Origin of the sequence: Mesorhizobium sp. M00.F.Ca.ET.216.01.1.1 (genome assembly GCF_004010325.2) — a bacterium.
Classification (GTDB): Bacteria; Pseudomonadota; Alphaproteobacteria; order Rhizobiales; family Rhizobiaceae; genus Mesorhizobium.
This window is the reverse complement of record NZ_SADR02000055.1, coordinates 1-16,714: the sequence shown is the minus strand read 5'-3', so window position 1 is coordinate 16,714 and position 16,714 is coordinate 1. Positions and strand designations below refer to the sequence as shown.

Below are 16,714 nucleotides of genomic sequence, written 5' to 3'. Positions count from 1 at the left end.
TGCCGCGGTCCTGCATGCAGAGCCCCCTTTAGAAACTCCAGTTCCAGAGCCTGCTTGCCGACTAGCCGTTCGAGCGCGGCAATGCGCGCCTCATAAGCCTGCAGAAGATCGGCCGCTGCGGCATCCTCATCGAGAGCGCCCGCCTGAAACTTCTCGACCCATATCCGGATCAGATTGCGTGAGTTGTAGATCGAGCGGCCCTTGACGTTTATATGCTGCCCAAGCCTCGGCGGGCACTGCCGAATCCGCCCGGGCCAGCCAGTTCGCGCGCTCAGCCTCGGTAAGCGAATTCCACCATTGCATACCGGCTATTTCGTCAGCAGTCGGATTCCGGTTCGGTTCGTCTGCCATTTTCTTATCCTTGCATAAGACTTGAGCGCCAGGGCCCGCAACTATCAGAACGGCCAAAACCCGGCAAAAAAAACCAGCATTTCGTTGCCCCACTGCATGAAGTTTTGGTACCAGCCAGACACCGTTTCATAAGCAACCTGCAGTGCACCCAGAAAGAAAACGAAACAGATGACGATTGCAAATACCTTGCCAAACCCCTCGTCACTTTTCGGGTCGCTGTACTGGTAAACGTAGTCCTGTCGATTAAACATCGTCATCGTCCGCCAGGCAAAGATTCTCCTCTCAAGAATCCTGGTGGTTTCATCCATCTGCGTGGGTCAAGCTTAGTCGCAGCGTCCTAGAGGCCGGTGTCATCTATCCGGGCACAGGGGCCATGTCTAACGATCGCTTCGGCAGGATCGCCCAACCCACGGCGGTCGGCTTCTTCGAATGCAAGAGCAACGCCATTCGCGAAGCGGCGGGCCGGGACCTCAAAGCCTACCGGCGGGCGAAATGCTCCGCGGACCGACGACCAGCGACGCGAGCGAGCGCTCACAGAGCTGGGCTCCACCCTTCTGGTTGAGGCTTCGGCGGGCACCGGCAAGACCTGAGGGCGCATGTCCATGCCGCTTCAAGGTAGCACGATCCAAAATAGCTGGCGCCTTCCCGGGAAGCGGTCTGACCAGTGCTCGGTTCGGTATTCTGAAATGCGAATTGCTATCCTCGCAGAGTGACGATTTCGGCGCCCTCAAGCGTGTAGCGCGCATAGCGAAAATCGCGAATTCTCACCAATCTGTCGGCTGCCCATTCCAGCAGGATAAAGTATTTTGGCCCTCCGGCCGAGTCATCCGGATCGATAACAAGAATGGCTGGGTGCCGATCCACCAAGCCTGGAAGCAGCCGCCAATCGTGGATACCCGCGTAATTGTGGAAGTACCGGCCCACTCCTGTGCGGCCACTCGCCCGGAGCCGGTTGACGAGGTCAAGCCGCACGTCGTCGGCCAGCATGTCGCGGATCGTATCGAAGTCGCGAGCGTTGAACCGTTCAACGTAGACAGCCAGACGCGCCCGCTCGGGCTCGGCCAACACCGGCACAGGCCGATCGTCAGGCTCGCCGGCAACTTCGCGCAGGCGCAGACGGCCGCGATGGAGCGCGGCTTTCACGGCCGGAACGCTGCTGTCGATAATGTTGCCGATTTCTTCGATCGTATAGCCGAGCACATCCATAAGGATGACACTGCTACGTTGCGCCGCGGGCAGGCGCATGAAGGTTTTCAGGCTTGCGGCTGTGGTGTGACGGTCCTCGGCCGACATACCGGGGTCAGGTATCATGTCGATATCCTCAACGACATGCGAGGCATCCAACCTGGCGCGACGGCGTAGGTGGTCGAGCGCTGCATTGTGCGCGATGCGGAACAGCCAGCCTTCGACATTGGCTATCGGCCTGGTCCCGGGGAACGCCTCGAGCGCCTTGACCGTAGCTTCCTGGACGACATCCTCGGCATCGATCACCGAACCGGTCATGCGGGCACAATAGCGGTGCAGTTTCGGCCGCATTTCGCCGAGCAGCCGGTCAAATGGCTCCCGTCCTTCCGGCGGGCCGGTTGCGAATCCGGTCATCGCACAAGGATCGATTTCATGCGTATCCCCTGGGGCAGACGCGCCCGGCATCGGGCGCAGCGTCTTATAGACGCTCGACGATGGCAAAAGGATTCGGTCAAAAAAACTTTCTTTGCCTGGAATCCTTTGGTGGTCCCCGCACGTCTCTGGATCGTGGGCCCGCGAACCTGGCGGGCCCTCTGTTTAAGCCGGAGGCTATAGTCATGAGCAAGCAAAGTCTGGGATCAACGAAGGTCTGGGTTCTCGCCCTCACGTCGATAGGCTCTTTGATGGTCGTGCTCGACGCGATGGTCGTCGCGACCGCATTGAGTACGATGCGGATCGAGTTCGATGCTTCGCTGGAGACGCTGCAATGGACGATGAACGCCTACAATTTGAGTTTTGCTGTCCTGCTCATGACCGGAGCTGCGCTCGGTGACCGGTTCGGCCGCCGCCGCACGCTCATCGCCGGATTGGCGCTGTTCGTCGCAGCGTCGGTCGCCTGCGCGCTCGCCGGAAATGCCGGAATGCTGATTGCTGCCCGTGCTGTTCAGGGCGCGGGTGCCGCAATGGTCATGCCGCTGGCAATGGCGCTGCTGAGTGTCGCTTTCCCGCCGGAGGAACGAGGCAGGGCGCTGGGGATCTTCAGCAGCATCACGGGCCTGGCCCTCATCATTGGTCCGATGGCGGGCGGTGCGATCTCCGAGGGCCTCTCCTGGCACTGGATCTTCTGGCTCAATGTCCCGGTCGGCATCGTTCTTATCCCGCTGGTGCTGCGTCGGATTCCGGAGAGTAATGGGCCGGGCACAACAATCGATGTCCTTGGCGTCGTGCTGGTAACGGGGGCGGCATTTGGAGTGGTCTGGGCTCTCATGCGCGGCAACATCGCGGGGTGGGGCAGCTCTGAAGTGCTAATGGCGTCGACTGCCGGGCTGCTTCTCGCCATCGCATTCGTCCTTTGGCAGCTGCGTACCCGTGAGCCCATGCTGCCTTTGCGGTTCTTTCGGGCGCGTGCATTCTCCTCGGGCGTCGGCGCAAACTTCCTGCTTTGCGCCGCCATGTATGGTGTCGTGTTCTTGTTGCCGCAGTTTCTGCAGTTTGCCCAGAGCCGTGGCCCGCTCGGGGCCGGTATGGGGTTGCTGCCCTGGACCGCCACGCTTTTCATCGTCGCACCGATCTCCGGTAGCCTCATCAACCGCGTTGGCGAGCGATGGCTTGTCGTGGTCGGATTGATCCTGCAGGCGGTTGGAATGGCCTGGCTGGGGCTGATCGCAGCACCTGATTTGCCCTACATCCAGTTAGTTGCGCCATTGGTCATTGCCGGCGCCGGCGTATCGATGGCTCTGCCTGCCGCGCAGAATGCGGTCCTGAATGCGGTTGCGCGGCCGGAAGTCGGCAAAGCTGCCGGCACGTTCAACACATTCCGCTTCCTCGGCGGCGTGTCAGGGATTGCTATCGCCGGCGCGGTGTTCGCCGGGACTGGAAGCTTCGCGTCCACCGATGCCTTTAGCGATGGCTTCACGTCAGCAATCGGCGCCTCCGCTCTGCTCTCGCTCGCCGGCGCACTCGTCGGAATGGGGCTCCCGGAGCGGCGCGCAGTGACGCTCGCGAACGCGAGCAAGGAAGCGTAACGTCACTCTGGGACTGGAAGCTCGCGCTTGCTCCCACTGCTGTCGCGATAACAGTTGCAGCCGGCGCAGGAACAGCAAAGGGCGGTCGCCTGGTGTCGAGCGGCCATCCTGAACCTGACTGTGTCGATTTCTAGATTCATCCTTTTCCCACAGTCTAGGTCTGGCGAAGGTCCGGTTTCGGGAGAGAAATCGATACCGGAAGGGCGGTATTGGGTCACGGCAAGCAGTTGGGCGGCCGCGAAGGAAAGAGTAGTGAACGGGTCAGACGTTGTGATGAGGCGACCCCGGCAGAGCTAGCCCTTGAATTCCGCACTTCAATCTTGTGCGATTTTTTAGACTAGGATCCAGCGTCGGATGATCCGGCTGATAGTGGTGACGAGGGTTCTCCTGCCGTGACCGTGCCTCCAGCCTTACCCAGGCGCAGAAGGCTCAAAACTGTTTGCTCCTCCGTCGATGCCTTTGGTTCATTGCCCGGCGGTCAGTTCGTCGGCCGCGGCACTTGCGTCGCGATGGCCCAGACGAAGCCGGCCAGTTCGCGAGCGATCGCCGTAGTCACGATGGTGGCCGGCTTGCCGGCTCTGGTGAGCTTGCGGTAACGGCCGCACAGTCGCATCTGAGCCTTCCATGCCGTATCGCGGATCGGCTTGGGCAACCCCTCCTGTCGGAGCAATTGTTCACGGCTGATCCTTGCAGGGAACCGATAGCTCCAGGCAGCCTCGACCAGCATTCGCCGGGCGGTTCCATTGCCTGCTTTCGTTACGCCGCCCTGACGCCTGGTTCCGCCGCTGGAATGTTCCGAGGGGACCAGACCGAGATAGGCCATGAGCTGCCGGGGCTTCTCAAAGCGCGTGATGTCGCCTAGTTCCCCGATCACGGTCGCGGCCGTCACAAGGGCCATTCCGCGAAGCGCTTGCAGGGCGTGGACCACCAGCGCCAACACCCAGTCCACGAGCATGGTCTCGATCTGTGCCGTCAGCCGATCACGACGGGCCGTCGCGGCTTCGATCGTTGACATACAGTCTTCCAGGACGATGTGGTGGGCGGGCACATGCCGGGTGAGGTTCTGGGCACCATGAGTGACGCGTTCGCAGGCGAGCTCATTGGAGAGCTCGAGCACCCGACTGTTGCACAGGACCGCTGCACACTACGGCGTTCTCTTACGGTCAACCCTGGCAGCGGGCCGAGCGAATTCGGCGCCCTGCGACCCGATGCACCCTGCGACACCTCGCCGATCTCTGGGACGACGGTTGGTTCATGGAATTCCGTCTATCCTCAGAGACGATGCGCCGTGAATGGACGGTCGTCGAAAAACGAGATCGCACGAGAGACCGATGGGACTCTGAACGCACATCCAGAACTTCCGCAAGCTCACAGGTCAGTAGCGGCCTCGCAACATGAGGCTGGCGGCCACTGCTTCCCGCTGCACGTGCGACAACCGTGGAAACCGTTGGTTCCAGAACGCCGCAGCTTCCGGCGTCTCCTCATTCCATTGGTTTATCTCGATGCTGTCACACCAGTCTGATGCCTCGCGCATACCGCCCAGCGCACGGTATCGATCCACGAAATCAACCGCATCGAAGGCAGGAGTTACCAGCGGCTCGTTTCTGCTCAATTGCGACGACGCTAGAGTCTCGGCCCTCGACTGATCGCCCCGCCTGAATGCCCTCGTCTTGTTGATGATCGCCCGCATTCGGAGCAGACGCATCGGAACGGGCGCCCGGGCTCGCTCTATCAGAAATAGCTCATCGTCGAGGTTCTTCAGGGTGCGCCAGAGGGTGTAGCCGTCGGGCCATTTGGCACTGGCGACAGCCTGAGCGATTGCATCAACTTCGGCCGGCATCTCGCAGCCTCCAGAATGCGACGGCTAGTCTTTACTTGGGTTCTCCGATCTCAGTAAATGAAGTCGTTCATACTTTAGAGAGAACGCATGTACGCCGGTTCAATCCCCGGAGATGGCGCGATCCGGACCTCAGCGAGCGCGAACATGTGACCGATGCTGCCTTTCCACTGAACGACCATAGAGGTCCGGAGCGGGGTGGGAAGTTGCCGTTCAGCTCGTCTGCCAGAACGGCAAGTTGCGCCAGGAGCGGACATTCGCGATTCTAGTGTCGCAATTTCTGGAATTCGCATGAGTGCTGAAGCGCAACGGTCTGAAACATTCGACAACCGGCAGCAACACAAGGTCGGCAGTAACGACATTTGATAGAAACACATGTCTTGCAACTTCCTGCCGCTGCGCAGAAACACCTGCACTTCCGCATCAGGACGGTCGTCAGGAAGTCTGGAATGCCGGTTCTCCGCCCGGTAGGAGACTGCCTGGAACAGCGGGTGACGCATGTCATCCGAAAACATCTGCCTGAAGCCATAAGTGGCTCCCAAGAAGCCTCCGTGCTTCTTCATTTCCTGCCGCGCTGCGTTGCGGCAGGCAAAACGGCAGTTGTGCCTCCAGAGGATGCTCGGATCGAGGAGGAGGATTACCCAAGAGGTGGGCCCACAGTTCCTATGCTTCGCCTTGAACATCTCGCAGTTGACCCGGAGATTGATACCGAGATGGCTTCGTCCTTCTCGTCGAGCCGTGAACGATCGCTCAGGAAAACGTTGAGGTTGCGTTCCGCCAGCTCCGTGCGTGAAAGAAGGCCGTGTGTGACAATGCTTGGCAGGTTCCAAGCTTGGGTGAAGTGCACCAGATAAGGGATGCCGCGCCGCACGGCCTCATGTCTAATTCGTTCCCTGAAGCCCATTCCTGCTTGTCAATTCCGTCTCTTGTGCCACGAGCAACGTAGCTGCTTATGGAGGTAGTTTGAAGCAGCGAGATGGCACTCGCAGAAGCTTTCGTCCCAGCGGCGCCGGAAGAGCCGCAACGGGCGTTTCTCCATATCTAATCGCCCTGACATCGAACTCGGACACCGCTATAACGATCGATCGGAGGCACTCGAAAAGGTGATGAGCAATGCCTACGACCACGGCGAAGCCGTCGCCATATGGCTCCTGGAGATCGCCGATCACGTCCGATCTCATCGTCGCGCAATCAATCGCGCTATCTGAGGTTCGTCTCGATGGTGGGATTATCTATTGGGTGGAAGGACGGCCACAGGAGCAAGGTCGCTCGGTCGTCGTGCGGCCGGGTATAGCGGGCGGGGAAGATGCCGACATCAACCCCGCGCCTTACAATGTGCGCACACGGGTGCACGAATATGGCGGTGGCGCTTGGACCGTGGCAGAGGGAATTCTCTACTTCTCCAATTTCGCGGATGGCCGGCTCTACCGGCAGACAGAAGCCACCGCTGAGCCGCAGCCGCTGACCGCCATGCCATCTCGGCCTGGCGACTGGCGGTTTGCCGACGGCATCATCGATCGACGCCGCAACCGATGGATCGGCGTGCACGAGGACCACACCGTCGAAGGGGAGCCAGTCAACGCGATTGTTGCAGTGGATCTGGCGCATCCGGGCGCGGAGCCCGGGCCCATGCTCGTCGGCGGGCACGATTTCTTTTCGTCACCACGTTTGTCGCCCGATGGACGACAACTCACCTGGCTCGCCTGGGACCACCCCAACATGCCGTGGAACGGAACTACCCTCTATCTCGCCGAACTGGACGACGCCGGTGCCGTTGTCGGCGACTTGTCAGCCATTGCGGGCGGCCCAGCGGAATCGATCTTTCAACCCGAGTGGTCGCCCGATGGCACCTACGTCCTTTTCGTGTCCGACCGGTCGGGCTGGTGGAACCTGCACCGCTTCGAGCTTGCGACGCGAGCGCTGCGCCCGATTGTGCCGATGGCGGCGGAGTTCGGACAGCCGCAATGGACTTTCGGCATGTCCACCTATGCCTTCGCCGAGGCCGACCGCATCGTGTGCACTTATTCCCAGGCAGGGCTCGGGAAACTGGCGGTGATTGATCTTGCAACCGAGACGCTGCGGACGCTCGAAACACCGTTCACTCAATTCGCCTCGGTTCGGGCCAGCGTCGACCAGGTCGTGTTTGTTGCTGGGGCGCCATCTCTTCCTCTCAGCGTCATTGAGTTCGACCTGAAATCCGGTCAACACCGGACCCTCAAGAAAACGACCGACATTCTCGATCGCACCGGCCTGCGCATTGCCGACTATCTCACCACGGTCGAAGCCGTGGAATTTCCCGCCACCGGCGGGAACACTGCGTTCGGTCTGTTCTATCCGCCTCACAATCCTGACTATGCAGGTTCTGCGGACGAAAAGCCGCCCCTCCTGGTCAAATGTCATGGTGGCCCGACCTCGGCCGCGTCGAGCGCTCTCAGCCTGGGCATCCAGTATTGGACGAGCCGCGGCATTGCGGTGCTCGACGTGAACTATGGCGGAAGCACCGGGTTCGGTCGCGCCTATCGTGAACGCCTTGATCGCAACTGGGGTGTTGTCGACGTCGATGACTGCATCAACGGGGGCAAGTTCGTGATCGAGCAGGGGCTGGCTGATGCTAAGCGCATCGTTATCAGCGGCGGCAGCGCCGGCGGATACACGACGCTTGCCGCCCTCGTGTTCCGCGATTTCTTCCAAGGCGGAGCGAGCCATTACGGCGTGAGCGACGTTGCCGCACTGGTGCGGGACACGCACAAGTTCGAGTCACGCTATCTCGACTGGCTTATTGGACCATATCCCGAAGAGGAGGATCTTTACCGCGCGCGCTCGCCGTTGTTCCATGCCGAGCGGTTGTCCAAGCCCGTGATCTTCTTTCAAGGCGACGAAGACGCCGTGGTGCCGCAAAACCAGACCGAAGCAATGGTTGCGGCGCTCCGTCACAGCGGCAAGCCGGTCGGCTATTTTCTGTTCTCTGGCGAACAGCATGGATTTCGCCAGGCTGCCAATATCAAGCGGGCTCTCGATGCCGAATTGTATTTCTATGCGATCGAGGTCTTTGGAACTGGCCTGACTTTCTAGCCTCTCTGCCTCCGGGGCAGGATTTTGGGGAGCAGCCACGCAGAAGTTCCTGGATCATGGAGATCGCGGCACCGTTCAGCACTCGCCGTCTGGAATGGCGTCCGAGTGGGGTCAGGGTGCTTCTCCTTCAACTTCTTCGGGGGAAGGTCCGGAACGGGTTCGACATACGACCTTGTCGGCCACCACCGTGTAGATCCGGAGATGGCACTCCGTGCTCGTTCCCGCCGACCGATCCAAACGGCAACGTTCCACACATCTCGGCCATTGGCGGCAGCCAGCTGACCATACGGTTCGTAGCGGCGATGTCGCTGGACTGGGGGCGCGGTTCTCTCAGCTCAAGGACAAGGTGCGGGTCCGGATCTGCAGATCATTCTGCGTCGCGCTGCATTGATGCTCAGAAACGTGACGACAACGAACGAAATCGCCGCAAAGATCGCAGCCGACCATAGCCTGACCAAGCCTCAGGCCAAACAGATCGGCCATCGCTGATCGGCTGTGGCGTTTGATCACAGCTAAGCAATTGATTCTGTTTGGAGAAATTTGGTAGAGGGAAGGGCGGTGGAAACTAACTTTTTCCATTTTCGGCAATTCGCCAACCGTCGCGATCTCGCGATCGAGCAGCGTCCTCCAGTCACTCATAGCCTGTCATCTCGAGATAGCCGCGCCCGGCATGGGTGCCCTCAAATCGGATCGGGCCTTCCCAATAGGGAAAGCGTGTGTCCATCCAGGCTTCTGGGTTTAGCGTCCGGATGGTCACATCCACCCCTTTTTCCGGCAATTGCACCCTCCAGCGGATCGGCACGCTACGTCCCGCGACTGCCGCCGTTTCGAGCGGCGTCACCCTTAGCGCGCCGGGGGCCTGCGGCTGCGGCCTGCCGTCGGCCCTGATCCATGTGGCCGATGTAAAGCCCGCGCCTCCGGCGCGCAGGCGAAAGCCCATCATCTTTTCGCCGCTGTCGAAATGCAGCGAGAACCAGTCCCACCCGGTTTGATCCTCAGCCAGCGGCTGCGAGGACCATTCGTGGTCCAACCACGCCTCACCGGTCACCGCAATCGCGCCTGGCGGAAGGGTCAGCGTGCCGGTCACGTGATAGAATGGTTGCGAGTAATAATAGCTCGCCTGCCCCTTCTCGGATTTCACCGAATAGCCTTGCACTCCCTGCGGCACCAGAGGGCCTTTGGCGTCCAGCGCCAGTTCGTAGGAAAACGCCTGTCCCGCCGCACGCAGATCGAGCGCCGACAGCGCATCCGCCTCTGGCAGGGCCCGGCCTGCCATCTGCCAGTTGTCAATCCAGGCCGCAAAGGGCGCAGCCGTAACCCCCGCCTGGCCGATGCCGCCCCGTGCCATCCGTTCGGCCACGAATTGGTGCGTTTGCGTCGTCAGCCCCGCATGGCCCATCCAAAGCTGTGGACTGGACCAGCCTGACCGCTCCACCGGGGCCAGGGCGGATCGGAAAAGAGTCCATTGCACGCCATAGTCCGCTCCATCCGCAGCTTGCAGGTTGGCGGTCAAATACCACCATTCGATCCGGTAACCGGGGTGCGGGCCGTGGTCTGCCGGAAAGTTGAATGCAGTCCCCGGCTGCGGCACTGAAAACCCGTCAGCCTCTGTGCCAAGCCCAGCAAAACCCTGGCCAAGGGCAGGTGCGGCCAAGCACATGTAGATCAGCAATGCTCTAACGCTCATGTGCAAATACCTTCAGCAAATCCGATGGTGAAAGATGCGCTAGCCGCCAGGCAGGCACGGCGGCTGCAAGTCCGACCGCCAGCAGCGCGAGCGCCGCCAGCCGCGCCAAGTCGCCGGGAAAAAGGTGCATCGGCAGACGCCAGCCAAAAGCCTCCACATTCACAACCGCCAGTAGAACAAAGGCGAGCGCAATACCTACGGGCAAAGCGGCCAGCATGGTCAAGGCTGCCAACAGCAAGCCGCGCGAAAGCTCCAACCATGCGAGGTGGCGGCGGGTCAGACCTATGGCCCAGACCGGCGCCAGTTGCGGCAGGCGCATCCCCGACAGGGTCATGACGCTCGCAAACATCGCCAGCCCCGCGACTCCCAGCGTCAGCACATTCAGCGCGGCTGTTACGTTGAATGTGCGCTCAAATACTTTGAGTGAAAAGACCTTAATCCCGGCCTGGTCAATCACGTTCTGCGCGGGCAGCCCGAATTCCGCCCGCAAACCCGCAGCCAGTGATTCGGCCTTGCCGGGGGCAATCCGAATGGCATAGCGCAGGCGGGAGACGTCAGGATAGTGCTGGACCAGTGTGTCGATCCCTATGATCACTTGGCCGATCGGGTTGCCATAGTCGGCATAGACGCCGACGATGCTGGCCCGCCAGCCACCGGGCAGCGTGATCTGGTCCCCCAAGCCCAACTCCTGGCGCCGCGCCAGTTGTTCGTTGATCAGGGCGCCGTCGCCTGTGGCGATCCGGTCCCACACCTCCGGCACTGCAGAGAGGATCGGCCAGTTGTCGCGATAGGTGGCATGATCGGCCACGCCGTATATTGCCGCGGGCTGGCCTGCGACCCGACCCTCAATGCTCCAGATCGGCAGGACCGCGTCGCTGCGCTGGGCCAGCCAGTCGCGTATCGCCGTGGCCTCTGCTTCGGTACGGGCGGTCACGTAAAGCTCTGAGGCGAGACGCTGATCGAGCCAGCCGGTGAAGGTCAGCCGAAAGCTCGACACCATCGTGCTGACGCCCACATTGGCGGCCAGCGCAAGCAGCAGTGCCATTAGCGCCAATGACAGGCCGGGAAGCTGTTGACGCGTGTCGGCCCAAAACCATTCGGCCAGTGGTCCACGCGCCAAGCGGCCGCCAAGGTGCAATATCCCCGTCAGCACGAGCGGCAGCGCCAGTGCCGCCCCCAACAGCAGTGCCGCCAGAAGCGCAAAGCCCGCCTCGAGGCCGGATCCGAAGTGTGCAATTCCCGCCGCCGTCAACAGGAGCACCATCGCCGCCACGCCTTGCGCGCCCAGTGCCCGCTCCGAAGTCCGCGCCCAGGCCCGAGGCTGGGCCGCTGCAAGCAGCGGCAGGTGCCATAGCCTCCAGAGGCTCTGTGCGGCCGCCACCAGCGTGCCGATTACCGCGATGGCCAGCCCCGCTGCCCACACTTCGGGGCGGATCGACAGCGTTCCCGGCACATCGGCCCCGTAAAGCCCGCGCAGGGTGGCGGCGACGTCGGGCAAAAGGGCCGAGGCGACTACATAGCCAAGTGCCACGCCCACCAGCCCCGCGAGGAGGGCGAAGGTCAGCAGCTCGGCGATCAGCAAAAGGACCAGCACGCGTGCCGGCAAGCCCAGTGCGCGCAGCGTGCGAAATACCTGGCGGCGCTGTTCAAAAGCCAGACCGATGGCGGAATGCACGATGAAGAGCCCCACCGCAAAGGCGAGAAAACCGAAAGCCGTCAGGTTCAGGTGAAAACTGTCGGTCAGCCTAGCAAGATCTCCCGTTTCGCTCGGCTCGCGCAGGGTCAGGCCGGGGGCTGTCACCTTTAGGGGGGCACGGCCAATCGGTTGGTCCGGCCAGAGCAAAAGACGAGAGATCTTGTGCTTTGCCCCAAGCAGGACCTGCGCCTGCCCGATGTCGGTGACGACTGTGCCAGGCGGCAAACCCTCGGCCACGCGCACGGGAGGTGTCGCTTGCTCTGTTAGTCGTGCCGCGGTTTCCGGGGCTGCATAGAGCACACCGGGCGCCGTGATGAACGGCAGTAGCTCGTCACCCGCCGCAATATCCACCTGCTGCGCCTGCGGCGGCAAAGTCAGTGGGTCAATGCCAAGGACGCGCAACCGCACATCCCCAAACCGCATTTCACCTTCAATCACCGGCGAAGCCAGCCAGCCTGCTCGCCGCAGTCTCACAAACTCCTGTTGATCCATCCGGGCCCCGTCCTCACGCACCAGTTGCGCGAGCCGGTCCTGCCCAAGGATCGCCGCTGCACGGTCATAGCTCGCCCGCGCCTCACCGTTGATCGCCTGAACCGCTGACCACAGCGCCGTTGCCAGCGATAGCCCCAAAAGCAGCATCGCCAGTTGGACAGGCCGCCTGCGCCAGTAAGACAAGAGCGCTGTCAGCCCGATCCACACCATCACACCAGCCGGCCCGCGTGCAGGTGAACGCGGGCGTTCAGCCGGTTTGCCAGACGGTTGGAATGGGTGACCATTAACAGGGCGGCACCCGTTTCAGCCACCAGCGACAGCATAAGATCGAGTACAGCGTCCCCTGTTGCCTCATCCAGATTGCCCGTGGGCTCATCAGCCAGAACAAGCCGGGGCCGAGCGGCTAGGGTCCGCCCAATCGCCACCCGCTGTTGTTGCCCACTCGACAGCTGTTCAGGGTAGCGCGTGAGGACTTGGGCGAGGCCCAGCCGTTTGGCAAGGACTTTCAACCATGCCGGATCAGGGCGGCCAGCAAGCCGAGCCTGAAAGGCAAGGTTGGCCGCCACATCAAGCGAAGGGATCAGGTTGAACTGCTGGAACACAAGTCCGACTGTTCCCCGCCGCAGGGCGGCAAGGGCTGTATCGTTCAGCCCCACAATATTGGTACCGCCAAGGTGGATTTCTCCCGCATCAGGGCTGTCGAGCCCTGCAACGAGATGCAAAAGCGTGCTCTTGCCGCTGCCAGACTCGCCGGTCAGCGCAAGACTCTTGCCCGCCTCCAGCGAAAGATCGATCCCGCGCAGAACATGCAACGGCCCCTCGCCCGTGGGGTAGAATTTGTCGATCTGGTGCAGCCTCAGCAGCATGTTACTGCCATCTCCGGTCTCAAGTGGCGGTTCTTTCCCAGACGGTCTTCGCCCTTGCGAAGCGGCCGAACCATTCGACCGCTTGCTGGCGAAGCACCAAGGGTGCGTGAGACAGCGCTTCCGTTCCACCTGCGAGAATGAGATCGGTCTTGCCGACTTCGATCGTGCGGAAGGCGGTATCGATCGACTGCATGCCGGAGCCGCAGTTTATCTGGACCGTGAGGGCCGTCATTGCCGCGCCCATGCCGAGCCTGAGCGCCGCCACCCGCGCAGGGCTCATCTCGTCGGCTAACATTGACGCAACCGAGAATAACGGTGTCGAATTCGTCCGGAGAGAAAGGCTGGCGCGTGAGAAGCGGCCGCCCGCATTGGACCGCCAGATCCACCGGCGTGAAAGGCCCAGGCTTGCTACGAGCCCGGAGGAAAGGCGTCCGTGCGCCATCGATCAGATAGACGGCACGACCGGAACTCGCCGCGGTCTGATGGGCGTTTTTCGATCTGCCGGTGGTTGTTTTCCTGGCTGTGCGTGTCGGGCTCTTTGCCTTCGCCGTCGCAGCGGACCTTCGAGCCTGGGCCATCGCGTCGTTCCCCATACTCATCGGCCGGGACGTTGAGCCAAATTTCTCTCTTGGAGAAGAACGATCATGCCCCTACAGCACAACTTTCCCACAACGCGCCGAACGTTCAAAGCTGCCTATGGGTTCCGGTTGAGCCTGGATTAGACGCCAGCAACGGGAGTACAGGAGCGTTCGGCTGATCATCGTCCCCGATCCAGACATTTCGCGATCGCGCTGCTCAAGGATCACTCTGACGAAGGAAAACTGTATGCGGAACGGAATAGCAATCCTTGAATATCATTACTGATCGCCAGCAGGTGCCTAGGAAATGGCTGGGCCCGCGGGGCATCCTCAACCAGCCCGTCGCTGATCGACGTGATGTAGATGATCTTCAGGTCCGCGCCGCCGAAGGCCCGCTTCGAAAGTCGCTGAATGGGAATGCGCACAGCCCAAATCCAATTCGCCGGAAGGCGTACGGCACCGCAATTGCAACCCAAAGAGCGCCACCCCAGGCTGGAGATGGACCCAGCGACCGAGCGAGAGGTCAAGGCCAAGATATTCGCTGGAAGTCGGGGCCTAGGCCCAGTGCCATCTCCAGCGCGCGAGCGCAGGATCTGCGAGACTCACCGCTATTGGACGCAGCGCGCGCCTCGCGCATTGCAACTCCGCGCGTTTTGGAACAACTGGAGACAGGCAGCGTTGGGCTGCAACCGACTGAGATCGATTTGGCCAAACCTACAGTCCGCAATTTCGCCATCAATCCAGCGAGGTCTCCATGACACAGATCCGAGCCGACAACCAGCCAGTCACCCAAATCACCATCGTCGATTCTGAACCAGACAAGCAGCCCGAGGCACTGACCGTCATGGCCGAGCGAGCGCGCTTTATGGCGCGTCAGCCTGGGTTCATCTCAATCAGCCTACATCGCAGCCTCGACGGGCGGCGCATCGTCAACTACGTCCAGTGGCAAAGCCGCGATCTCTTGCGATCGGCTCATCAAGCGCCGGAATTCCGCAAAGAGTGGGGTCACTTCGATCAGTTGACGGACGAGATCGATCCCAATCTGTACGAGGTAGCCGAGGTGATAGATAGCGGTCAGTAGGCGTGCCGACCCGTGACCTGAACCGCTGGATCGTGGCGCGGCTCCATCAACGTTGGAAAGCCAGAATTAACGTCGGCGATAGAGATAGTTCTCCGACAGGCCGAGGCGGCGGCACGACTGGACGGCTGGTGATGAGGGGAGCACGATGCTGTCGCAGATTACAGCCGTTGTCTTCACAAAAGCACGCTCCCACGGCTTCAACGTCCATCGGTCGCCGAGTGCCCCAACCGGTTGCGGACCCAACGGGGTAGGATCTCGACAGCCGCCTTAACTAGCGGCCGCTGAACGGGTCGAGCGCGTAGTGATCAACGCTGCTGTCGGCCCTTGTGATCTCTCCTTTGCTCAGGCTCAGATCATGGCCGGCCGATGCGTAGGTTCCTCCGCGTCTTTTGTCCGAAATCGGCGTGTAGGGTCGGATCATTCCGACGCTCTTTCGCGTTGGTTGAAAACCCAACGGGAGGAACGACCATGTCAGACGACAAACACGAACGCATTCGGCGCCGCGCATATGAGATCTGGGAACGAGAAGGCCAGGCGCACGGTCTGCACGAGCGCCACTGGAATCAGGCGACCTTTGAAATCGAGAACGAAGACCGCTCGCTCGGTGCTCGACCACCGGCAATATCTGGTGCCGAAGTCCGAGGTCCTGCGCCCCAAATCCGAAGGAAGAAAGGCAAGCGCACCGCGGGTCAATCGGATGTTGAAGCTGCGGAAGCGCTGGCAATGAGAACAGGCATCACCGGCGATTTCCGGACACCCACCACCGATAGCCAAATCAGCATCGACGAGTGGGTGAAACGCTTCGCGCCGAAGCGCGTCGACCCCGGCTCGAACTAACGGTTTGCATAACACCTGCTATCCGTGCAGCCGATGTCCGCAACTGCGCCGCTACTGACCAATGTGCGACGCTGCCGACATTAGCTCCTGCGTATTCGGAGCGCCGAACAGGCCGCCATCGAGAACCTCGGTGGAGGTCCAGCGAACGACACCGTCGCGGTCGAGCAGGAACTGGCCGACGAGCTGCCCCATGCCGGTGGCCATCATCTGTTGATCCGCTTCCGTGATATCGTAGCTGTCCTTCTTGTTCAGATATTCGAGCGCCGCAAACGGGTCCATCGGCTCCGGCATCTCGCCCGGCAAGTCGACCCGCATCGACTTCGCATCGCTCATCGAGACCTTTTGCGGCCATGCGCTCTCGTCTTCGGTGATCTGCATATTCGGCAATCCAAAGGCGCGGTGTGAAGTCCGCTCCGGATCGGATGCCGCGAGCAGGCCGAGCATCGGATGGTACCGCAGATAGAGGCGCGCCCGCTCGATGGGCGTGTTGACCACTGTCAGGCTTTCGATGCCCTTCTCGTTGAGGGCTTGGGTGAGCAGCGAAATCGTCGCGATATGACGCCTGCAAAAAGGACAATGGAGACCTCGATACAGCCCAACCAGCACTGGTTTCTCGCCACGGAAATCATCGATAGCGATTGTGCCCTCGCGGGTAATCGCGTCGAGCACGAAATTGGGCGCCGTTTCGCCCAGTTGCAGAGGGCCTACGTCGGTGCGGTCAGACATGCTTGATCCTCCTCGCGGGTCAATCCAGTAACGGAAGCGCGGCGGCACTTCCGGCTCCAGCCCGTGTTCGGCACATACTTCCTGTGCGTGTTGAAGTTGCATTGTAGCACAGAGATGGCGGACGTTGGGGCGCTTCCTTAGTGTCGGCACTTTCCCACGGCATTGAACTCGGGTTAATGGCGGTTTCGGGATTGCGGCAGTTCTGATTCTGTTGGCGGCGTTGATTCGGAGGACGCTGCCATGTTGGAACCATCGGAGACGCCGCGGCTGCGGCTGCTTTTG

Annotated in this window: 14 protein-coding genes and 3 pseudogenes; 4 read left to right on the top strand and 13 right to left on the bottom strand. The window is 61.3% G+C overall.

The genetic code is table 11. The annotated features are described in order from the left end of the window. The 4 genes and pseudogenes from EN859_RS39990 to EN859_RS34535 all read right to left on the bottom strand — a co-directional run. A pseudogene (locus tag EN859_RS39990) lies at positions 1 to 182 on the bottom strand (helix-turn-helix domain-containing protein); the annotation flags it as partial. Next, positions 127 to 351, bottom strand: coding sequence for a hypothetical protein (locus EN859_RS34545; RefSeq protein ID WP_127857093.1), 225 nt, complete (start codon positions 349 to 351; stop codon positions 127 to 129). The gene EN859_RS34545 and the pseudogene EN859_RS39990, both read right to left, overlap by 56 nt. A 44-nt stretch (positions 352 to 395) precedes the next feature. Beyond that, positions 396 to 659, bottom strand: a complete 264-nt coding sequence (locus EN859_RS34540) for a hypothetical protein (RefSeq protein ID WP_245525864.1) — start codon at positions 657 to 659, stop codon at positions 396 to 398. Positions 660 to 1,047: 388 nt separating this feature from the next. Next, positions 1,048 to 1,950 (bottom strand): sigma-70 family RNA polymerase sigma factor, encoded by a 903-nt coding sequence (locus tag EN859_RS34535; protein WP_127857092.1) that lies wholly within the window; start codon positions 1,948 to 1,950, stop codon positions 1,048 to 1,050. Positions 1,951 to 2,153: 203 nt separating this feature from the next. On the opposite strand from EN859_RS34535, the gene EN859_RS34530 reads away from it, so the two are divergent. Further along, positions 2,154 to 3,560 (top strand): MFS transporter, encoded by a 1,407-nt coding sequence (locus tag EN859_RS34530; protein ID WP_127857091.1) that lies wholly within the window; start codon positions 2,154 to 2,156, stop codon positions 3,558 to 3,560. Between the two features lie 478 nt (positions 3,561 to 4,038). Here the strand turns inward: EN859_RS34530 and EN859_RS34525 are convergent. Further along, positions 4,039 to 4,605 (bottom strand): annotated as a pseudogene (locus EN859_RS34525) (transposase); the annotation flags it as partial. 330 nt (positions 4,606 to 4,935) lie between these two features. Then, positions 4,936 to 5,400: a hypothetical protein gene (locus EN859_RS34520; protein WP_127857090.1), complete on the bottom strand. Its 465-nt coding sequence runs from the start codon at positions 5,398 to 5,400 to the stop codon at positions 4,936 to 4,938. A gap of 1,374 nt (positions 5,401 to 6,774) precedes the next feature. Between EN859_RS34520 and EN859_RS34510 the strand changes: the two genes are divergently transcribed. Then, on the top strand, positions 6,775 to 8,469 hold the full coding sequence (locus EN859_RS34510; protein ID WP_210237743.1) for a prolyl oligopeptidase family serine peptidase: 1,695 nt from the start codon (positions 6,775 to 6,777) through the stop codon (positions 8,467 to 8,469). Positions 8,470 to 8,799: 330 nt separating this feature from the next. On the opposite strand, the gene EN859_RS38450 is transcribed toward EN859_RS34510, so the two are convergent. The 6 genes and pseudogenes from EN859_RS38450 to EN859_RS34480 form a co-directional block, all read right to left on the bottom strand. After that, positions 8,800 to 9,108, bottom strand: coding sequence for a hypothetical protein (locus EN859_RS38450; protein WP_189502452.1), 309 nt, complete (start codon positions 9,106 to 9,108; stop codon positions 8,800 to 8,802). Next, the gene (locus EN859_RS34500) at positions 9,101 to 10,156 is read right to left on the bottom strand and encodes a lipocalin-like domain-containing protein (protein WP_127857087.1); all 1,056 of its coding nucleotides are present in this window, start codon (positions 10,154 to 10,156) and stop codon (positions 9,101 to 9,103) included. Before EN859_RS34500 ends, EN859_RS38450 begins: the two co-directional genes overlap by 8 nt. Next, entirely contained in the window at positions 10,146 to 12,554 is a 2,409-nt protein-coding gene (locus EN859_RS34495; RefSeq protein WP_127857086.1) for an ABC transporter permease, read from the bottom strand. The genes EN859_RS34500 and EN859_RS34495 overlap by 11 nt, the downstream gene beginning before the upstream one ends. Further along, a complete protein-coding gene (locus EN859_RS34490; protein WP_127857085.1) occupies positions 12,554 to 13,210 on the bottom strand; it encodes an ABC transporter ATP-binding protein in 657 nt (218 codons plus the stop codon). Before EN859_RS34490 ends, EN859_RS34495 begins: the two co-directional genes overlap by 1 nt. A 94-nt stretch (positions 13,211 to 13,304) precedes the next feature. Then, positions 13,305 to 13,788: pseudogene (locus EN859_RS34485) on the bottom strand (beta-ketoacyl synthase N-terminal-like domain-containing protein); the annotation flags it as partial. Positions 13,789 to 14,012: 224 nt separating this feature from the next. Further along, the gene (locus EN859_RS34480; RefSeq protein ID WP_127857084.1) at positions 14,013 to 14,213 is read right to left on the bottom strand and encodes a hypothetical protein; all 201 of its coding nucleotides are present in this window, start codon (positions 14,211 to 14,213) and stop codon (positions 14,013 to 14,015) included. 329 nt (positions 14,214 to 14,542) lie between these two features. Here EN859_RS34480 and EN859_RS34475 point away from each other — a divergent pair, with 329 nt between their 5' ends. Beyond that, the gene (locus EN859_RS34475; RefSeq protein ID WP_127857083.1) at positions 14,543 to 14,869 is read left to right on the top strand and encodes an antibiotic biosynthesis monooxygenase family protein; all 327 of its coding nucleotides are present in this window, start codon (positions 14,543 to 14,545) and stop codon (positions 14,867 to 14,869) included. 468 nt (positions 14,870 to 15,337) lie between these two features. After that, complete coding sequence (locus EN859_RS34470) at positions 15,338 to 15,706, top strand: DUF2934 domain-containing protein (protein WP_127857082.1); 369 nt, start codon at positions 15,338 to 15,340, stop codon at positions 15,704 to 15,706. Positions 15,707 to 15,757: 51 nt separating this feature from the next. On the opposite strand, the gene EN859_RS34465 is transcribed toward EN859_RS34470, so the two are convergent. Next, the gene (locus EN859_RS34465; RefSeq protein ID WP_127857081.1) at positions 15,758 to 16,432 is read right to left on the bottom strand and encodes a peroxiredoxin-like family protein; all 675 of its coding nucleotides are present in this window, start codon (positions 16,430 to 16,432) and stop codon (positions 15,758 to 15,760) included. Positions 16,433 to 16,714: the final 282 nt, after the last annotated feature.